This window comes from Pelomonas sp. KK5, assembly GCF_001984095.1.
Lineage (GTDB): Bacteria > Pseudomonadota > Gammaproteobacteria > Burkholderiales > Burkholderiaceae_C > KK5.
Genome location: NZ_LYVQ01000183.1, coordinates 1 through 13,356 on the forward strand (window position 1 = coordinate 1; position 13,356 = coordinate 13,356).

The 13,356-nt window shown below is 69.9% G+C and carries 9 protein-coding genes; 2 read left to right on the forward strand and 7 right to left on the reverse strand.

The window, feature by feature from the left end; all coding sequences use genetic code 11:
• From B0W88_RS32685 to B0W88_RS23365, 7 genes are all read right to left on the reverse strand, one after another.
• Positions 1-2,005 (reverse strand): PAS domain-containing protein (locus B0W88_RS32685; RefSeq protein ID WP_158080926.1); only part of this gene is annotated, 2,005 nt, incomplete at its 3' end.
• A gap of 20 nt (positions 2,006-2,025) precedes the next feature.
• The gene (locus tag B0W88_RS35135; protein WP_255378664.1) at positions 2,026-2,160 is read right to left on the reverse strand and encodes a hypothetical protein; all 135 of its coding nucleotides are present in this window, start codon (positions 2,158-2,160) and stop codon (positions 2,026-2,028) included.
• A gap of 167 nt (positions 2,161-2,327) precedes the next feature.
• A complete protein-coding gene (locus tag B0W88_RS23345) occupies positions 2,328-4,037 on the reverse strand; it encodes a M14 family metallopeptidase (RefSeq protein ID WP_077037021.1) in 1,710 nt (569 codons plus the stop codon).
• Positions 4,038-4,093: 56 nt separating this feature from the next.
• Entirely contained in the window at positions 4,094-4,858 is a 765-nt protein-coding gene (locus B0W88_RS23350) for an IclR family transcriptional regulator (RefSeq protein ID WP_077037022.1), read from the reverse strand.
• 49 nt (positions 4,859-4,907) lie between these two features.
• Positions 4,908-7,058, reverse strand: coding sequence for a TonB-dependent receptor (locus B0W88_RS23355; protein WP_158080927.1), 2,151 nt, complete (start codon positions 7,056-7,058; stop codon positions 4,908-4,910).
• 18 nt (positions 7,059-7,076) lie between these two features.
• Entirely contained in the window at positions 7,077-8,132 is a 1,056-nt protein-coding gene (locus B0W88_RS23360; RefSeq protein ID WP_077037023.1) for a DUF917 family protein, read from the reverse strand.
• Between the two features lie 16 nt (positions 8,133-8,148).
• Positions 8,149-9,765, reverse strand: coding sequence for an OPT/YSL family transporter (locus B0W88_RS23365; RefSeq protein WP_077037024.1), 1,617 nt, complete (start codon positions 9,763-9,765; stop codon positions 8,149-8,151).
• 662 nt (positions 9,766-10,427) lie between these two features.
• On the opposite strand from B0W88_RS23365, the gene B0W88_RS23370 reads away from it, so the two are divergent.
• Together B0W88_RS23370 and B0W88_RS23375 are read left to right on the forward strand one after the other, a co-directional pair.
• Entirely contained in the window at positions 10,428-12,053 is a 1,626-nt protein-coding gene (locus B0W88_RS23370) for a ShlB/FhaC/HecB family hemolysin secretion/activation protein (RefSeq protein ID WP_144006908.1), read from the forward strand.
• Positions 12,054-12,076: 23 nt separating this feature from the next.
• A partial coding sequence (locus tag B0W88_RS23375) for a filamentous hemagglutinin N-terminal domain-containing protein (RefSeq protein WP_144006909.1) occupies positions 12,077-13,356 on the forward strand: 1,280 nt, incomplete at its 3' end.

Here is a 13,356-nt window from a genome sequence, read left to right on the forward strand (position 1 = left end):
TCAGCGCATGCCGGGCCTGGTCGATCAGCGGCTGGCTGGTCTCGACGGCCGCCTGCAGCACCTCCGCCAGCGCCACGCGCTCCATGCCGATGCGGATCTTGCCGCTGGAGATGCGGGTCACGTCCAGCAGGTCGTCGACCAGCCTCACCATCTGCACGACCTGGCGTTCCATCATCGCGCGTACGTCCTGCAGCCGCGCCGTGTCGCTCGGGGCCAGGCGGCGGATGATGGCCAGGCCGTTGCGCAGCGGCGCCAGCGGGTTGCGCAACTCGTGCGCCAGCATGGCGAGGAACTCGTCCTTGCGCTGGTCACCCTGGCGCAACTGGTCGGCCTGCAGGCGCAGCGTCTCCTCCATGGCCTTGATCTCGGTGATGTCCCGCGTGGTGCCGGCCACCGCGACCACCTCTGCGTCGGCGCCCAGCACCGGGACGAAGATGTAGTCGTAGATGCGCCGCCCGAAGGTGCCGTCGAACGGCACCTCGCCCCGGATCGGCTGCTTCGTCCGCACCACCTGCTCGATCTCCCGGTCGTGCATCGCGGCGTGCCAGGGTTCGTAGCCGAGCTCCAGGCAGGTCTTGCCGATGGCCTCGTGCCAGGTCTTGCCCCACATGCGCAGCAGGCCGTCGTTGGCATATATGAAGCGGTGCGACAGGTCGAACACATAGGCCAGGTCCGGCGTGTTGTTCAGGATGGCCTCGTAGAGCCTTCGCTGCTCCGCGGCCTGCTGTCGGGCGGCTTCCAGCCCTGTCTCGGCGGCTCGGCGGGCGCTGACATCGAAGCCCTCGCAGAAGATGCCGACGATGCAGCCCGCGTCGTCGCGGATCGGCGCGTAGATGAAGTCCAGCAGCCGCTCTTCCTCGGGGTTCTGCGGCGAGTAGCGGTATCGCACCGGCGCGGCCGCGGCGATGAAGCGCTCGCCGGTGCGGTAGACCTGGTCCAGCCGCTCGAAGTAGCCCTGGTGTGCAATGTCCGGGAAGGCCTCCCGCACCGGCTTGCCGATCCATGAGGCGCTGTTGAACAGCGCGGCATGCGCCCGGTTGACGAACTCGAAGACATGCTCCGGCCCCTTCATGATGCAGACGAAGCTGGGCGCCTGATCGAAGATGCGGCGCAGTTCCACGTCGGCCAGTGCGCGTGCCCGCTCCTGCGCCAGCGACCGGGCGTCGGCGATCGAGCGCGCGATCTGGCGACCGACCAGCGCGACGAACTCGCGGCAGCCCTGATCGAGCGGGCGATGCGCATTCACTTCCACGACCAGGGTGCCGAGCGGCTCGGCGGACTCGGCCGTGCGGATGGGCACGGCCAGTGCGCGCGGGCCGAGCCTGGGCGGCGCGTCCGGGCCGGTGCCATGGAGGTGGATGGATGCCTGGTCGAGGTCCGGTGTTCCCGCACCGATCACGCCCAGCGCCCGGCCGCAGACCTCGGCGGCATCTGCAGCGCCGGCCGTTGCATCGGCAAGCTGCGTGAGGAAGGCCTGCCGGCGCTCGCCGACGACCCGCTGCGTCATCTCGATCGTGACCGCGAGGATCCCGCCGACGCTGCCGTCCTCGACGCGCACCGGGCCGAAGGAGTACGAGAAGTAGGTCTCCTCGGGCGCGCCATGGCGTTCCAGGGTCAGCCGGCCGTCGGGGATCCAGGTCGCCTGGCCGGTCTCCAGCACGCTGGCCATCAGCGGCCCGATGACATCGGCGATCTCGCTCCAGACCTCCCGGATGCCGCAGCCGAGCGCCCCGGGATGTTTGTCACCCAGCAGCGGGGCGTAGGCGTCGTTGTAGACCATCGTCAGCTGCGGCCCCCACAGCACCACCATGGGGAAGCGCGATCCCAGGCAGATGCTGACCGCGGACCGCAGGCTCTGGGGCCAGGCATGCAGCGCACCCAGCGGCGTGCCGCCCCAGTCCAGCGCGCGCATGCGCCGGTCCATGTCGGTGCCGCTGCCGAGCCAGGCGAATTCGTCCGTTGCAGGTAGTCGCGGGACGGCGTCGGAGAGTTCGGCGGCAGCCATCGGTGTCGTCGACGAGGCGGTCAGGAGACGCCGGGCGGCGTGCGCCGGATGACGCCAGGCGCATGGCTCCCCGCCCGGTCCACGACCGGGGGCAGCCGTGTCGCCGAGGCAATGCCGCCGATACCCAGGGCCGCTGTGATGAAGGGTGTTGACATGGTGTTCTTCAGACTGGACGACTGTGCCGCAGCCAGCGGTCGAGCCTTGTAGGACAAGACCGCCTCCGAGGCGGTCTTGGACTTCTCTGGCAACAAACTTCTGGGGAACGCGGCGCGACGGGCTTCACCCGATCACGATTGCGGCACGCATCACCGCGTCCTCGCGATCAGTCCAGCGTGATCTCGGTGCGCACCATGCCGGCACGCGCGGCGCTGGCGCTCAAGGCCAATCGGGTGCCACGCGGCGCGCGCAGGATCCATTCGGCCACCGCCCGGTCCGCCGTCACGTCACGGCTGGGCTGCAGGGCGAGCAGCGAGGACTTGTTGCCGTGGCCCTCCAACTGGGGCCCCTCCATGCGTTCCTTGCCACCGAGCAGGCTCACTTCGGCGCTGCCGGACGGCAGCTCGATCTCGAACATCACGCCGCGCACGATCTTGCGCTCCAGCGCCCGCTTCGTCACGTAGGCGGGCAGGTAGCCGCTGTTGGCCACCGCCATGCGGATCCGCCAGGTGTCGGGGCCGAGCGCGCGGACCTCGCTGCGCAGCAGCTCGAGCTTGGGCAGCGAGAGCGCGATCTGCGTCATCCAGCCGGGGAAGCGCGCGGCCTCGCGCTCGCGCAGGTGCGGCGGTGGGTTGCGCCAGAAGTTCATCCTGTCCCAGCCGCCGATCTCCACGGCGCCGAGCTGCGGATGCACGAAGGGCTTCCAGTCCACATGGGCCTGGCCGCCGCACTGCTCGTCGCTCCACTTGAGCAGCTTCAGGTCGTCCTCGACCGGATGCTCGCGGTACCAGTCGATCCACTTGTAGCCCTCGATGCCGGCCTCCCGGTTCGGTGCCCAGAGCTCGACCGTCCAGAACAGCGCGCCCAGGTGTTCGTAGACCCAGTCCTGAGTGCCGCTGATGGTCTCCTTGGGGTGGTACTTGAACTCGTGCCAGATGCTGGCGGCGGGGTAGCCGGTGCTGCGGGTGCCGAGTTCCGAGAAGCGCTTGTAGCAGCGCAGGTCGTCGGGAATCATGTCGTCGTCGCTGCACGTGCCCATCGGGCGCAGGATCACGCCGCTGTGCGTGTGGTAGCTGATGGCGGCGCCGATGTTCGGATGCGCGAGGATGAAGTCCACCATCGCCCTGACCTCGGGCTCGCTGGCCGGATACGGCCCGGCGCCGGCCTGCTGGTGCTCGGGGCGCCAGCCGCTCGGGAAGTTGCGATTGAGGTCCAGGCCCTCGCGATCTTTGTTGACGGTGACGGTCAGGCCATCGTGGTTCCGGATGAAGCCCTCGGGATAGAGGCGGTAGTAGTCGCCACCGAATTCGCCGGGCTCGCGCGCCACCATCAGCCGCGGATCGGCGGCGCATTGCTTCCAGCTGCCGTGCGGGTCGGGCACCCGCATCGTGAGGATGCGACCGTCGCCGTCCACGTCCTCGGTGGTGAGGCCGTCGACGGGTTCTTCCTCGAAGGGATACAGGCGCGTGGACGCCCGGATGTGGCGCGGCCTCGGCAACAGGGCCAGCTCGGCGCCGTCGGGGTTCAGGCGCGGCGCGATGTAGACGGCGCGGGTGTCGAGCAGCTGGGTGACCTGGGCGTCGGTGCCGTACTTGCCGAGCAGCTCGTGCAGGTAGTACAGGCAGGCCGTGGACGCGGTCAATTCGGCGGCGTGGATATTGCCGTCGAGCCAGAAGCCGGGCTTGTCCGTGTCGGCGCCGGTGGCGGCGTTGGTGAGGACGACGACCCAGATGTCGCGGCCTTCATGGCTGCGTCCGATCGAGCGCACGGTGACGAGCTCGGGCCGCGCCTCGGCATAGGCGTGGAGGAGGGCGCCGAGCTCGGCATGGCGCAGGAACTGGTCGAAGCGGACGTCGGGCAGGCGAGTGGCATTCATGGGCGTGGCAGCCAGGCTGCGGCGAGGAGGAAGGGCTCCGCTGGGAGCCTGCGGGTTCAGGGCTGGAAGCGCAGCCAGTAGTCGTCGCCGATCCGCCTGCCCACCGACTGCGCCGCGTCGCGCACGCACAGGGCGTAGCGCGCGAAGGCGGCATCGGTGGAATCCTGCTCCGGCATGGCGATGCCGATGCCATGGCCCTGGCCCGTGGCCGGATCGACGATGGCAGCGGCGACGCCCGCCACATGAGGCAGCACTTCGCCGCGCGACTCCGCGAAGCCCAGGCGGCGGACCTGGGCCAGCCGTTCGAGCAGCTCCTGCGGCGTCTGCGGCGCGCGGGCCGGCGGGGCGGCAAGCTTGCGGCCGACGAGCTTCCTGACCTCGGCGTCGTCGTGCCGGGCGAGCAGCGCGCGGCCCATGGAGTTGGCAAACGCGGGCGCGCTGCTGCCCGGCGGCGTGTAGACCTGCAGCGCGCTGTGGCCGGGGCGCATCTGCACGACGAGGATGTCGCTCTCCTTGAGGATGCCGAGGTAGCCGGTGCAGCCGGTGTCGGCCACCAGCTTCTCCAGCGCGTCCTCCAGCAAGGCGGCCACCGTCGTGCTGGCGCGGAAGTGGAAGGAGGCTTCCATGATCACCGCGCCGGGCCGGTAGGCCTTGGTCAGCGCATCGCGCTCGAGGAACTCGTGCTCGGCCATCTGGCTGAGCGTGCGCGACGCCGAACTCTTCGGGTAGCCGAGCTCGTTGACGAGATCGGTCACCGTCACGTCGCGGCGCAGGCGCACGATCAGCTTCAACACCTCCATGGCGTTCACGAGCGTGCTCAATGCCGGATCCTTTGTAGTCGATGCGAAGCTCGCGATGATACGAACATGCTCAGAGCTTGTAGTTGAGCTCGATGCCGACGGTGCGCGGCGCGGCCTGCGAGCCGATCGCCACGATCGGCGCAGCCCAGCCGTTGTACGTCTTGCCGTTGACGTCCGCGTAGTAGAACTTGTTGGTCAGGTTCTTGCCGTAGAGGTTGACGGACCAGCGATCCCGCGGGCCGCGCAGGCCCAGCCGGGCGCCCAGCAGCGTCATGCCGTCGGAGACGAGGATGTTGTCCGGGTGCCAGTACTTGCGGCTGCGCACTTCCACGTCCATGCGCGCGAAGCCGTTGAGACCGTCGCCCAGGGCGGTCGTGTACTGGGCGCCGAAGGTGGCCTTCCAGGGCGAGGACTTGGGCGTGTGGTTGCCCACCGTGGACGGCTCGGCGGCGTTGGCGGTGATGCGGCTGTCGGTCAAGCCGAAGCCGGCGTCGAACTCCAGGCCGGCGAGCGGGGCGTAGCGCAGGTCCAGGTCCAGGCCCTTGATGGTGACGCGGTCGATGTTGGCGATGCGGCCGGACAGCGAATTGTTGGCCAGCAGCTTGATGTAGAAGTACTGGAAGTCGCGCGAGTCGGAGTGGAAGGCCGCCACGTTGAGCATCAGGCGCTGGTCGAGGAAGCTGGCCTTGTAGCCGAGCTCGATGTTGCGCAGGTTCTCGGCCTTGAAGATCGGCTGGTCCGCAGCGGTGGTGTTGAAGCCGCCCGAGCGGAAGCCCGTGCTGTAGGTGGCGAAGCCGAGCGCGTCCGCGCCGAGCTTGTGCGTCATGGTCAGCTTGGGCTGCCAGCTGTCGAAGCTGGCGTCCACGCGGGTGCCGGCGTTGAGCGTGTCGATGCGCTCGCGGTCGTCGCGGTCGTAGCGCAGCCCGGCGGCGATCTTGGTGGCCGGGGTCAGGTCGTACTCCACCTGCCCGAAGGCGGCGCTGGCCTTGTTCTTGAACACGTTGTAGCGCAGCACCGGCGCCGTGTCGTACTGGGCCGTGTCGCCGTTGACGTCGGCGAAGGACTTCTCCTCGAAGTCCATGGTCTTGGTCAGGTAGAACAGGCCGGCGATCCAGCGCAGCGGCTGGTTGCCGGGCGAGGTCAGGCGCAGCTCCTGGCTGGTCAGCGTGGTGCGGCGGTCCTTGCCCTGCACGCGCTGGGCGGCACCGGTGATGCCGTTGTCCACCGGGTTGCCGAAGTCGCCGTCGCCGACGAACTTCTCGCGCAGCTTGGCGCGGTTGGTGATGGCCGTCAGCGTGCCCAGGCCGGTCTCGACGTCGGCCTTGAAGGTCAGCTCGTCGGCATAGCCTTCGGTCTTGCCCAGCACGTTGGAGCTGGGGCTGCGGCGCTTGTTCAGGTCGCCGTCGGGGATCAGCGCGTCCCAGGTGGCGCCGGCGCGGAAGGTGTTGGTGCTGGCGCGCAGGTCGAGCTGCACCGTGTCGCTGGCCATCCAGGTCAGGCGGCCGCGCAGCAGGTTGTCGTGGCCGACGGCGTCCACGTTCTTCTTCAGGTAGCTGTTCTCGATCTGGCCGTCCGAGCCCTTGGTCTGGCCGACGAGGCGGAACATCAGCGTGTCCGGCACGAGCGCGCCGCTGACGCCGCCGGACAGCTCGCGCGTGCTGCCGCTGCTGTAGTCGACCTTGGCGAAACCTTCGAGCGCGTTGCCGGGCGACTTGGTGTCGATCACGATGGCGCCGCCGATGGCGTTGCGCCCGTAGAGCGAGCCCTGCGGGCCCTTGAGCACCTCGATGCGGGCCACGTCCACGAGGTTCATCTTGAGCTGCTTCTGGTCGCTCTGCGGCACGCCGTCCACCACCACGGCCACGGGCGAGTCGGCGTTGTTGATCTGCGAGACGCCGCGGATCACGACGAAGGAATTGCCGTAGGTGAAGGAGTTGTCGAAGGACATGTTCGGCGTCATGTTGACGAAGTCCTGCGTGCTCTTGATGCCCGCGTCCTCGATCTGCTTGGCGCTGAAGGCCTTCACCACCACGGGCACGTTCTGCAGCAGCTCGCGCCGGCCCTGGGCGGTGATGACCACCGCTTCGAGCGCGGACTTGCCGGCGGCCGGTTGCGCGTCGTCCGCTGGGGCCGGTGGCGGCGGAGCCTCCTGGGCCTGGGCCGTGGACCACAGCAGGGCGGTGGCAGCCGCGATAGCGCTGAGTCGGGTGATTCGCTTCATGGTCATCATCTCCAGGGTTCAGGATTGGCGGGGGCCGAAAGGCTTGCCGAGCGAGGCGGCGAACTTGGCGTAGAGCTCGGGCATGTCCATGGTTCGGGACAGAACCAGGCTGCTGCGCGGTGCATGCAGCACCGAGACGCGCATGCCTTCGCGCACCTCGGCGGAGGGCAGCGGGCGGCCGTCCTCGGCGAAGGTGCAGATCAGGTCGGGGAACTCGGCGATGCGCTGGCCGCCCTGCTCGAGCAGCATGTACTCGTTGATGGTCGGCAACTCGGTGCGCGCGGCATCGTCCAGCACGATGGTGCCGCGGTCCAGACCGCCGGACTGCTGTAGCCGGCAGGCGCTCACGCGGCCCTCGGCCACGATGCGCCCGCCCATGAAGGCCGCGGCGCCGGCGACGCCGCCCTCGAGCCACGCGCGGCCCACGGCGATGGCATGGCTGATCGCGCCCGGCGCGCCGTTGCGCCGCGCATAGCCGATGCTGACGGGGTTGCGTGCCACGGCCACGCCGCCGCCGGCCTGGACCGAGGCCTGGCGGATCACCGCCGCCGCCACGTCGAGCCGTCCGCAGGCCAGGCCTTCCACGTAGCGCTCGGGGTGGCCGCCGGCGTAGGCCTGCTGCGAGCGGTAATCGGGCTCGGCATGCAGGCCCAGTGAGCCGAACAGGGCCGAGGGATGGGCGCGGCCGTTGCAGGCCAGGTCCAGCAGCGGCAGGCCCGTCAGCGCGGACTGGATCCAGCCGTTGACCGTGGTCTCCGCGCCATTCTCATTGGTGTTGAACGCCACCACCTGCAGCGTCGGCGGCAGGGCCTTGTTCAGCAGTTCCAGCGCGCGCACGAAGTGGGCCGGCGTCACCTTGAGGTTGGGCGCCGCAGGCGCGCCGACGTAGGCGACGGTGGTGGCGATGGCCGCATCGTCGAACTCGTCGACGGTCCACAGCTCGGGCGTGCCGATCTGCAGGGCCAGGCGGGCCACGCGCTCGCCGTTGGCGACGTCGCCGCCGCCGCCGCCGCCGAGGATGGCGCCGCCCATCACCGCGGCCATCACGTCGTCTTCGGTCAATCTGCGCTTCATGTCGATGTCTGCTTTCTCACTTGCGTGCGTGGGGGAAGAAACCGGAGAGGAAATTGAGCAGCGCGTCGCCGGCGATGACGCCTCCGGCGAAGACTTCCATCTGTTCGCGCGTCGAGCGGCTCATCCAGCGCGAGGCCAGCAGCCGCACCACGATGCCGAGGGCGACCATCCAGCCGGCCAGCGGGTTGCCGATCAGCAGGCCGGTGGCGAAGAGGACGCCGAGCTGGCGCGTGGAGCCGCCGAGCCACTGCAGCAGCGCGCCGGGCAGCGCCCAGATCGCCAGGTTGAGAGCGGTGTCGCCCGAGATGCCGGCGCGGATGGCCGCCACATAGGCCGCGTCGATGGGCGCCGTCTGGCCTTGCTGGAACAGGGACTTGTGCGTCAGCGCCACGACCACGATGGCCACGCCGAAGCCCAGCATCGCGGCGATGGTCTGCTGGATGCGGCCGTCGCGCTCGAAGGCCGGATCGGCGCCTTCGCCGCGCAGCAGGTGGCCGGTCTTGAGGTCGTAGCCCATGTCGGCGAAGGCCGGGCCGGTGGCGGCGGAAAAGCCCGCCAGCACCACCAGGCCCTGCGGCGGCAGGCCCATCAGGATGCCGATCATCAGCGTGATCAGCGCCACCGCGAAGGCCGGAAACCAGCCCGCATGCATGGCCGAGATGCCGACGATGATCTCGTGCACGAAGGCCGCGAAGGCGCCATACACGATGAACAGCAGCAGCATGCCGGGCGACATCTCCAGGTACACGCCGGTGCCGAATGCGAGCAGCACCATGATGGCCAGGTAGCCGACGGCACCCAGGCGCAGCGCCGCGCCGAGGCCGGTGTTGGACGGCGCGCCCGCCGGGTCGGCGGCGGCCTCGCCGGCACGCGGCCGGCGGCGCAGCATCAGCATCGCGACTTGCGCCAGCGCCACCAGGCCGGCGCCGATCATCATGCCGTGCGGGATGTAGAGCCTCGCGATGTCCACGCCGGTGAGCACCGTCGAGTAGGCCCGGGCCAGCAGGCCGATGCCGAAGGCCGCCATCGCGCTCAGGCCACCGATCAGCGCCACGCCGAAGGCCGACATCGGCAGGCCCAGCAAGGCGCCGGCCGCGCCCAGCACCAGGCCACCGGCCAGGATGCGCGCCTGGCGGCCGCCGCTGTCGCCGGCCTTGATGGCCTCGGCCGTGGCGATGCCCACCGGCCAGGGCTGGCGTGCGGGGAAGACCGGCGTGTCGAACATGCGATAGAGCAGCCAGCCGTCCAGCAGCATGGCCAGGCTCACGCCGACGAGCATCGGCGTCACCATCTCCGGCAGGCCGAAGAGGAAGGGGATGCCGATGGGCAGGAACAGGCTGTTGGCCGCGCCGAAGGTGGCCGACGAGATGCTCGTCTGCGCCAGGTTCTGCGCATGCGGCGAGCGGAAGCCCCGGAACATCGCCAGCGGGACGCGCGCCAGGCTCATCGCGGCCAGCGCGCCGATCAGCGAGGTGCTCGGCGTGATGCCCAGGCGGGACATCATCTGGATGCCGATGATGGCGCCGAAGACGCTCAGGGCCAGCGTCAGCAGCAGGTTGGCCGGCGACAGCGCGCGCGGATGCCGGTCGTGGCCGGTGCCGCCCGCGTGCGCTGAACTCGAAGGTGTCGCCAAAGGATTCTCCTTGCCTGAGCCGGTTTCGCTGCCTTGAGTTGTTGGTTCCATAAAATGGAACCTGGTTCTCAAAAGTTGAACAAATGATAGTCGGCGTCGGCGGTCTGTCAAGGGACGGGAATTCCCTGAGCCGTCCAATCGACGACTGGGATCTGGCGGCGCGCTGCGCTTGGCAGGGAGCGGCCGATGGCCAGGGAGGCGCAGTCGGAAGCGATCCACGCTTGAACTCCGGCGCCAGCGACGCTGCTGCCAGATAGGACCGCCCGCGTTCGCCTCTGCCAAGTCGCAGGCAAGTCGCCATGCGTCCCATCGCTTGCATGCGATGTGGATCACCAGGACGCGCCCGTCGGTACGCAGGCGTTCAGGTCAGAGTTGCATGGCGTACGGCGAGGCCTGATGTGCGCCATGCGTCGCGCACTGGACGGCCTTGAGCTGCGCGTTCCTCAAGTCTGAGGAGACTCAACAGTTTTCGGGATGAAAACTTGTCGGGTCGGCCAGAGCATTGCGGAACGCTTTCAGGGAGGCGTTCCGCGCGGCGCTGTCGCAGCACAGCGTTGAACGACGGGCTATTGATGATTCCAGGTTCGATCGGGGCGGCATTCGCTTGAGCCGAGGTCGGGGCGTACATCCGGCCGTCAAGCGACAGCATCACGGAGGGTTCCTTGAAATCGTGGATCCAGGCAGCACTCGCTGCGGCCCTGTTGTGGGTCGCATCTCCAACACTGGCCCAGCCGGCCGGCCGCATCGATCAGGACATGCGGCCGCCGCCCGAACCGGTGCGGCGCGACAGCCTGCGCATTGCCGAGCCCGCATTCGGCGAGAACGTACCGGCCGGTGCGGAGACCCTGCAGTTCACGCTGGGTGATGTGCAGCTCAGCGGCAACCGCACGATCAGCACCGACGCGCTGCGGCCGCTGTGGGCCGACAAGCTGGGGCGCACCGTCACGCTGGCCGAGGTGTTCCACCTCGCCGCGCGGGTCGGCGCGCGCTACCGCGAGGCCGGCTACATCCTGTCGCAGGCGATCGTGCCGGCGCAGGACATCGGCACGGCCGGGCCCGCCGTCGTGCAGATCCAGGTGCTCGAAGGCTATGTCGACCGGGTGACCTTCAGCGGCTTCGAGTCGCCGGGGCTGGCCGAGCGGCTCGCGCCGGTGACCGCCGAGCGCCCCTTGCGGCTCGCCACGCTGGAGAGGGCGATGCTGCTGGTGAACGAACTTGCCGGCATCAGCGCGCAGGCCAATATCAGGGCGGGGGAAGCGCCGAACTCGTCCGAGCTCATCATCGTGGCGGCGCGCACCCCCAGCGCCTACTCGCTGCTGCTGCACAACCGCACGGCGCCCGCCCAGGGCCATCTGCGCCTGGAGGCCGGCGTGGAGTTGAGGGGGCTGGCGGGCGCGTTCGATCGCCATGCGCTGCGCCTCGTGAGTTCGGGTGACCGGCGCCTGAACATGCTCGCCTACAACGGCGAGGCGCCGCTGGGTGCGCAGGGATTGAAGGCGCTGTGGTCGGCCTCGGACTCCCGCTCCAAGCCCGATTCGCCCTTGCCCAACATCGATACGGACAGCACCAATGTCCAGCTGGGCCTCAGCTATCCGGTGCTGCGCAGCCGGCGCAGCAACCTGGAGCTGCGCGCCGTGCTCAATGGCTACGACAACCGCACGGGCGAAGGCGAGCTGTCACGCGAGCGCATCCGCGCGCTGCGGCTCGGGCTGACCGCCGACCATGCCGACGACCTGGACGGCATCACGCTGCTGGACCTCGAGGCCTCGGCCGGCATCACCGGCCTGGGCGCCTCGCCGGCCGGCGATCCGCGGCTCAACGGCGCGCGCCCGGACTTCCGGCGCCTGACCCTCTACGCGGCGCGCCTGCAGTCGCTGGGCGGCGACTGGTCCCTGCTCCTCGCGCTGACGGCCCAGCACGCGAACGAGCGCATGCCGGTGGCGGAGCAGCTGGGGCTGGGCGGCGAGGTCTTCCTGCGCGGCTTCGATCCTTCGGAAGCCATCGGGGAGCGCGGCTATGCCGGCAAGGCGGAGCTGCGCTGCAACGCCCTGATGGGCAGCTTCAGCACCACCTGGTACGGATTCGTGGATGCCGGTCGCGTGCGTCGCCTGCAGGTCGGCGCGCCGACGCTGAGCACGGCGCTGGCCAGCTTCGGTCTCGGCGTGCGCTTCAGCGGCCCGTTCGGCAGCAAGGGCTATATCGAAGTGGCCAAGCCCCAGCGCAAGGACGTGGCCAGCCAGGGCGATCGTGACGCGCGTCTCTTTGCCGGCCTCGGCGCCGACTTCTGAGTTTCTCGAAGGGCGACATCATCATGAAGTTCAACCGTCAGGACAGCGGATTCACCCGCCACCGCATCGCGCACGCCGCGGCCTGCGCCCTTGTCCCGGCCGGCCTGCTGCTCGCTGCCGCGCCTGTCGCACTGGCCGCGCCACAGGGCGGCCAGGTGCGCGCGGGGCAGGCCGCGATCAGCCAGAGCGGCGCCCTCACGACGGTGCAGCAGGGCAGCGCGCGCGCCGTGATCGACTGGCGATCGTTCAGCGTGGGCGCGGCCGAGACGGTCCGCTTCGACCAGCCCAGCAGCAGCGCCTGGGTGCTCAACCGCGTGGTCGGCAACGATGCCTCAGCCGTGCTCGGCCGCATCTCCGCCAATGGGCAGGTGATGCTGATCAATCCGAACGGCATCGTCTTCGGACGCGGCGCGCAGGTCGACGTGGCCAGCCTCGTCGCGGCAACGGCCGACGTGTCGACCGGCGACTTCATGGCGGGCCGCCTGCGCTTCGGCACCCCCGGCAAGCCCGGCGCCAAGGTCGACAACCAGGGCCGCATCACCGTCGCGGACGGCGGCCTGGTCGCGCTGGTGGGCCACCAGGTGGCCAACAGCGGCGTCATCAATGCGCGCCTGGGCAAGGTGGCGCTGGCGGCCGGCGACGCCTTCACGCTGGACCTGTACGGCGATCGCCTGATCAACCTGATCATCGATCCGGCGGTGCTGGGCGAGCTGCGCGACAGCGCCGGTGTGCCGCTGGCCGCGCGGGTGGACCAGCAGGGCAGCATCCTGGCCGAGCGGGGCGTCGTGCAGATCAGCGCGGCCACGGTCCAGCGCCTGGTGGACAACATCATCAACGTCGGCGGCACCATTCGCGCCGCTTCCTTCGAGTCGGCGGGCGGCGTGATCTCGCTGCGCGGCGACAGCGGTACGCGGCTGAGCCTGGCGGGCACGCTCGACGTGTCGGGGACGCAGGGCGGGCGCGTGGAGATGAGTGCCGGCGTGGTGCGGCTGGCTGACGGCGCGCGTGTCGACGCCAGCGGCACGGCCGGCGGCGGGAGCGTCGCGATCGGCGGAGGCTGGCAGGGGGCGGGGGAATTGCCCCATGCCCGCAGCGTGAGCGTGGCTCGTGGCGCCGTCATCGATGCCGGCGCCACGGTGGCCGGATCGGGCGGCACCGTGTCGCTGTGGTCCGACGGAGACATGCGTTTCGACGGCCGCGTCAACGCCCGTGGCGGTGCAGTCGCCGGCGACGGGGGGCAGGTAGAGGTGTCGGGGCGGGACCGGCTGGGCTTTGCCGGCGAGGTCGATGCCGGCGCCGCGCA

What these genes read in the sequence shown, in the direction of transcription:
- B0W88_RS35135 (WP_255378664.1), bottom strand. Translation starts at nt 2,160, where the DNA reads ATGTCAACACCCTTCATCACAGCGGCCCTGGGTATCGGCGGCATTGCC.
- B0W88_RS23345 (WP_077037021.1), bottom strand. Translation starts at nt 4,037, where the DNA reads ATGAATGCCACTCGCCTGCCCGACGTCCGCTTCGACCAGTTCCTGCGC.
- B0W88_RS23355 (WP_158080927.1), bottom strand. Translation starts at nt 7,058, where the DNA reads ATGAAGCGAATCACCCGACTCAGCGCTATCGCGGCTGCCACCGCCCTG.
- B0W88_RS23360 (WP_077037023.1), bottom strand. Translation starts at nt 8,132, where the DNA reads ATGAAGCGCAGATTGACCGAAGACGACGTGATGGCCGCGGTGATGGGC.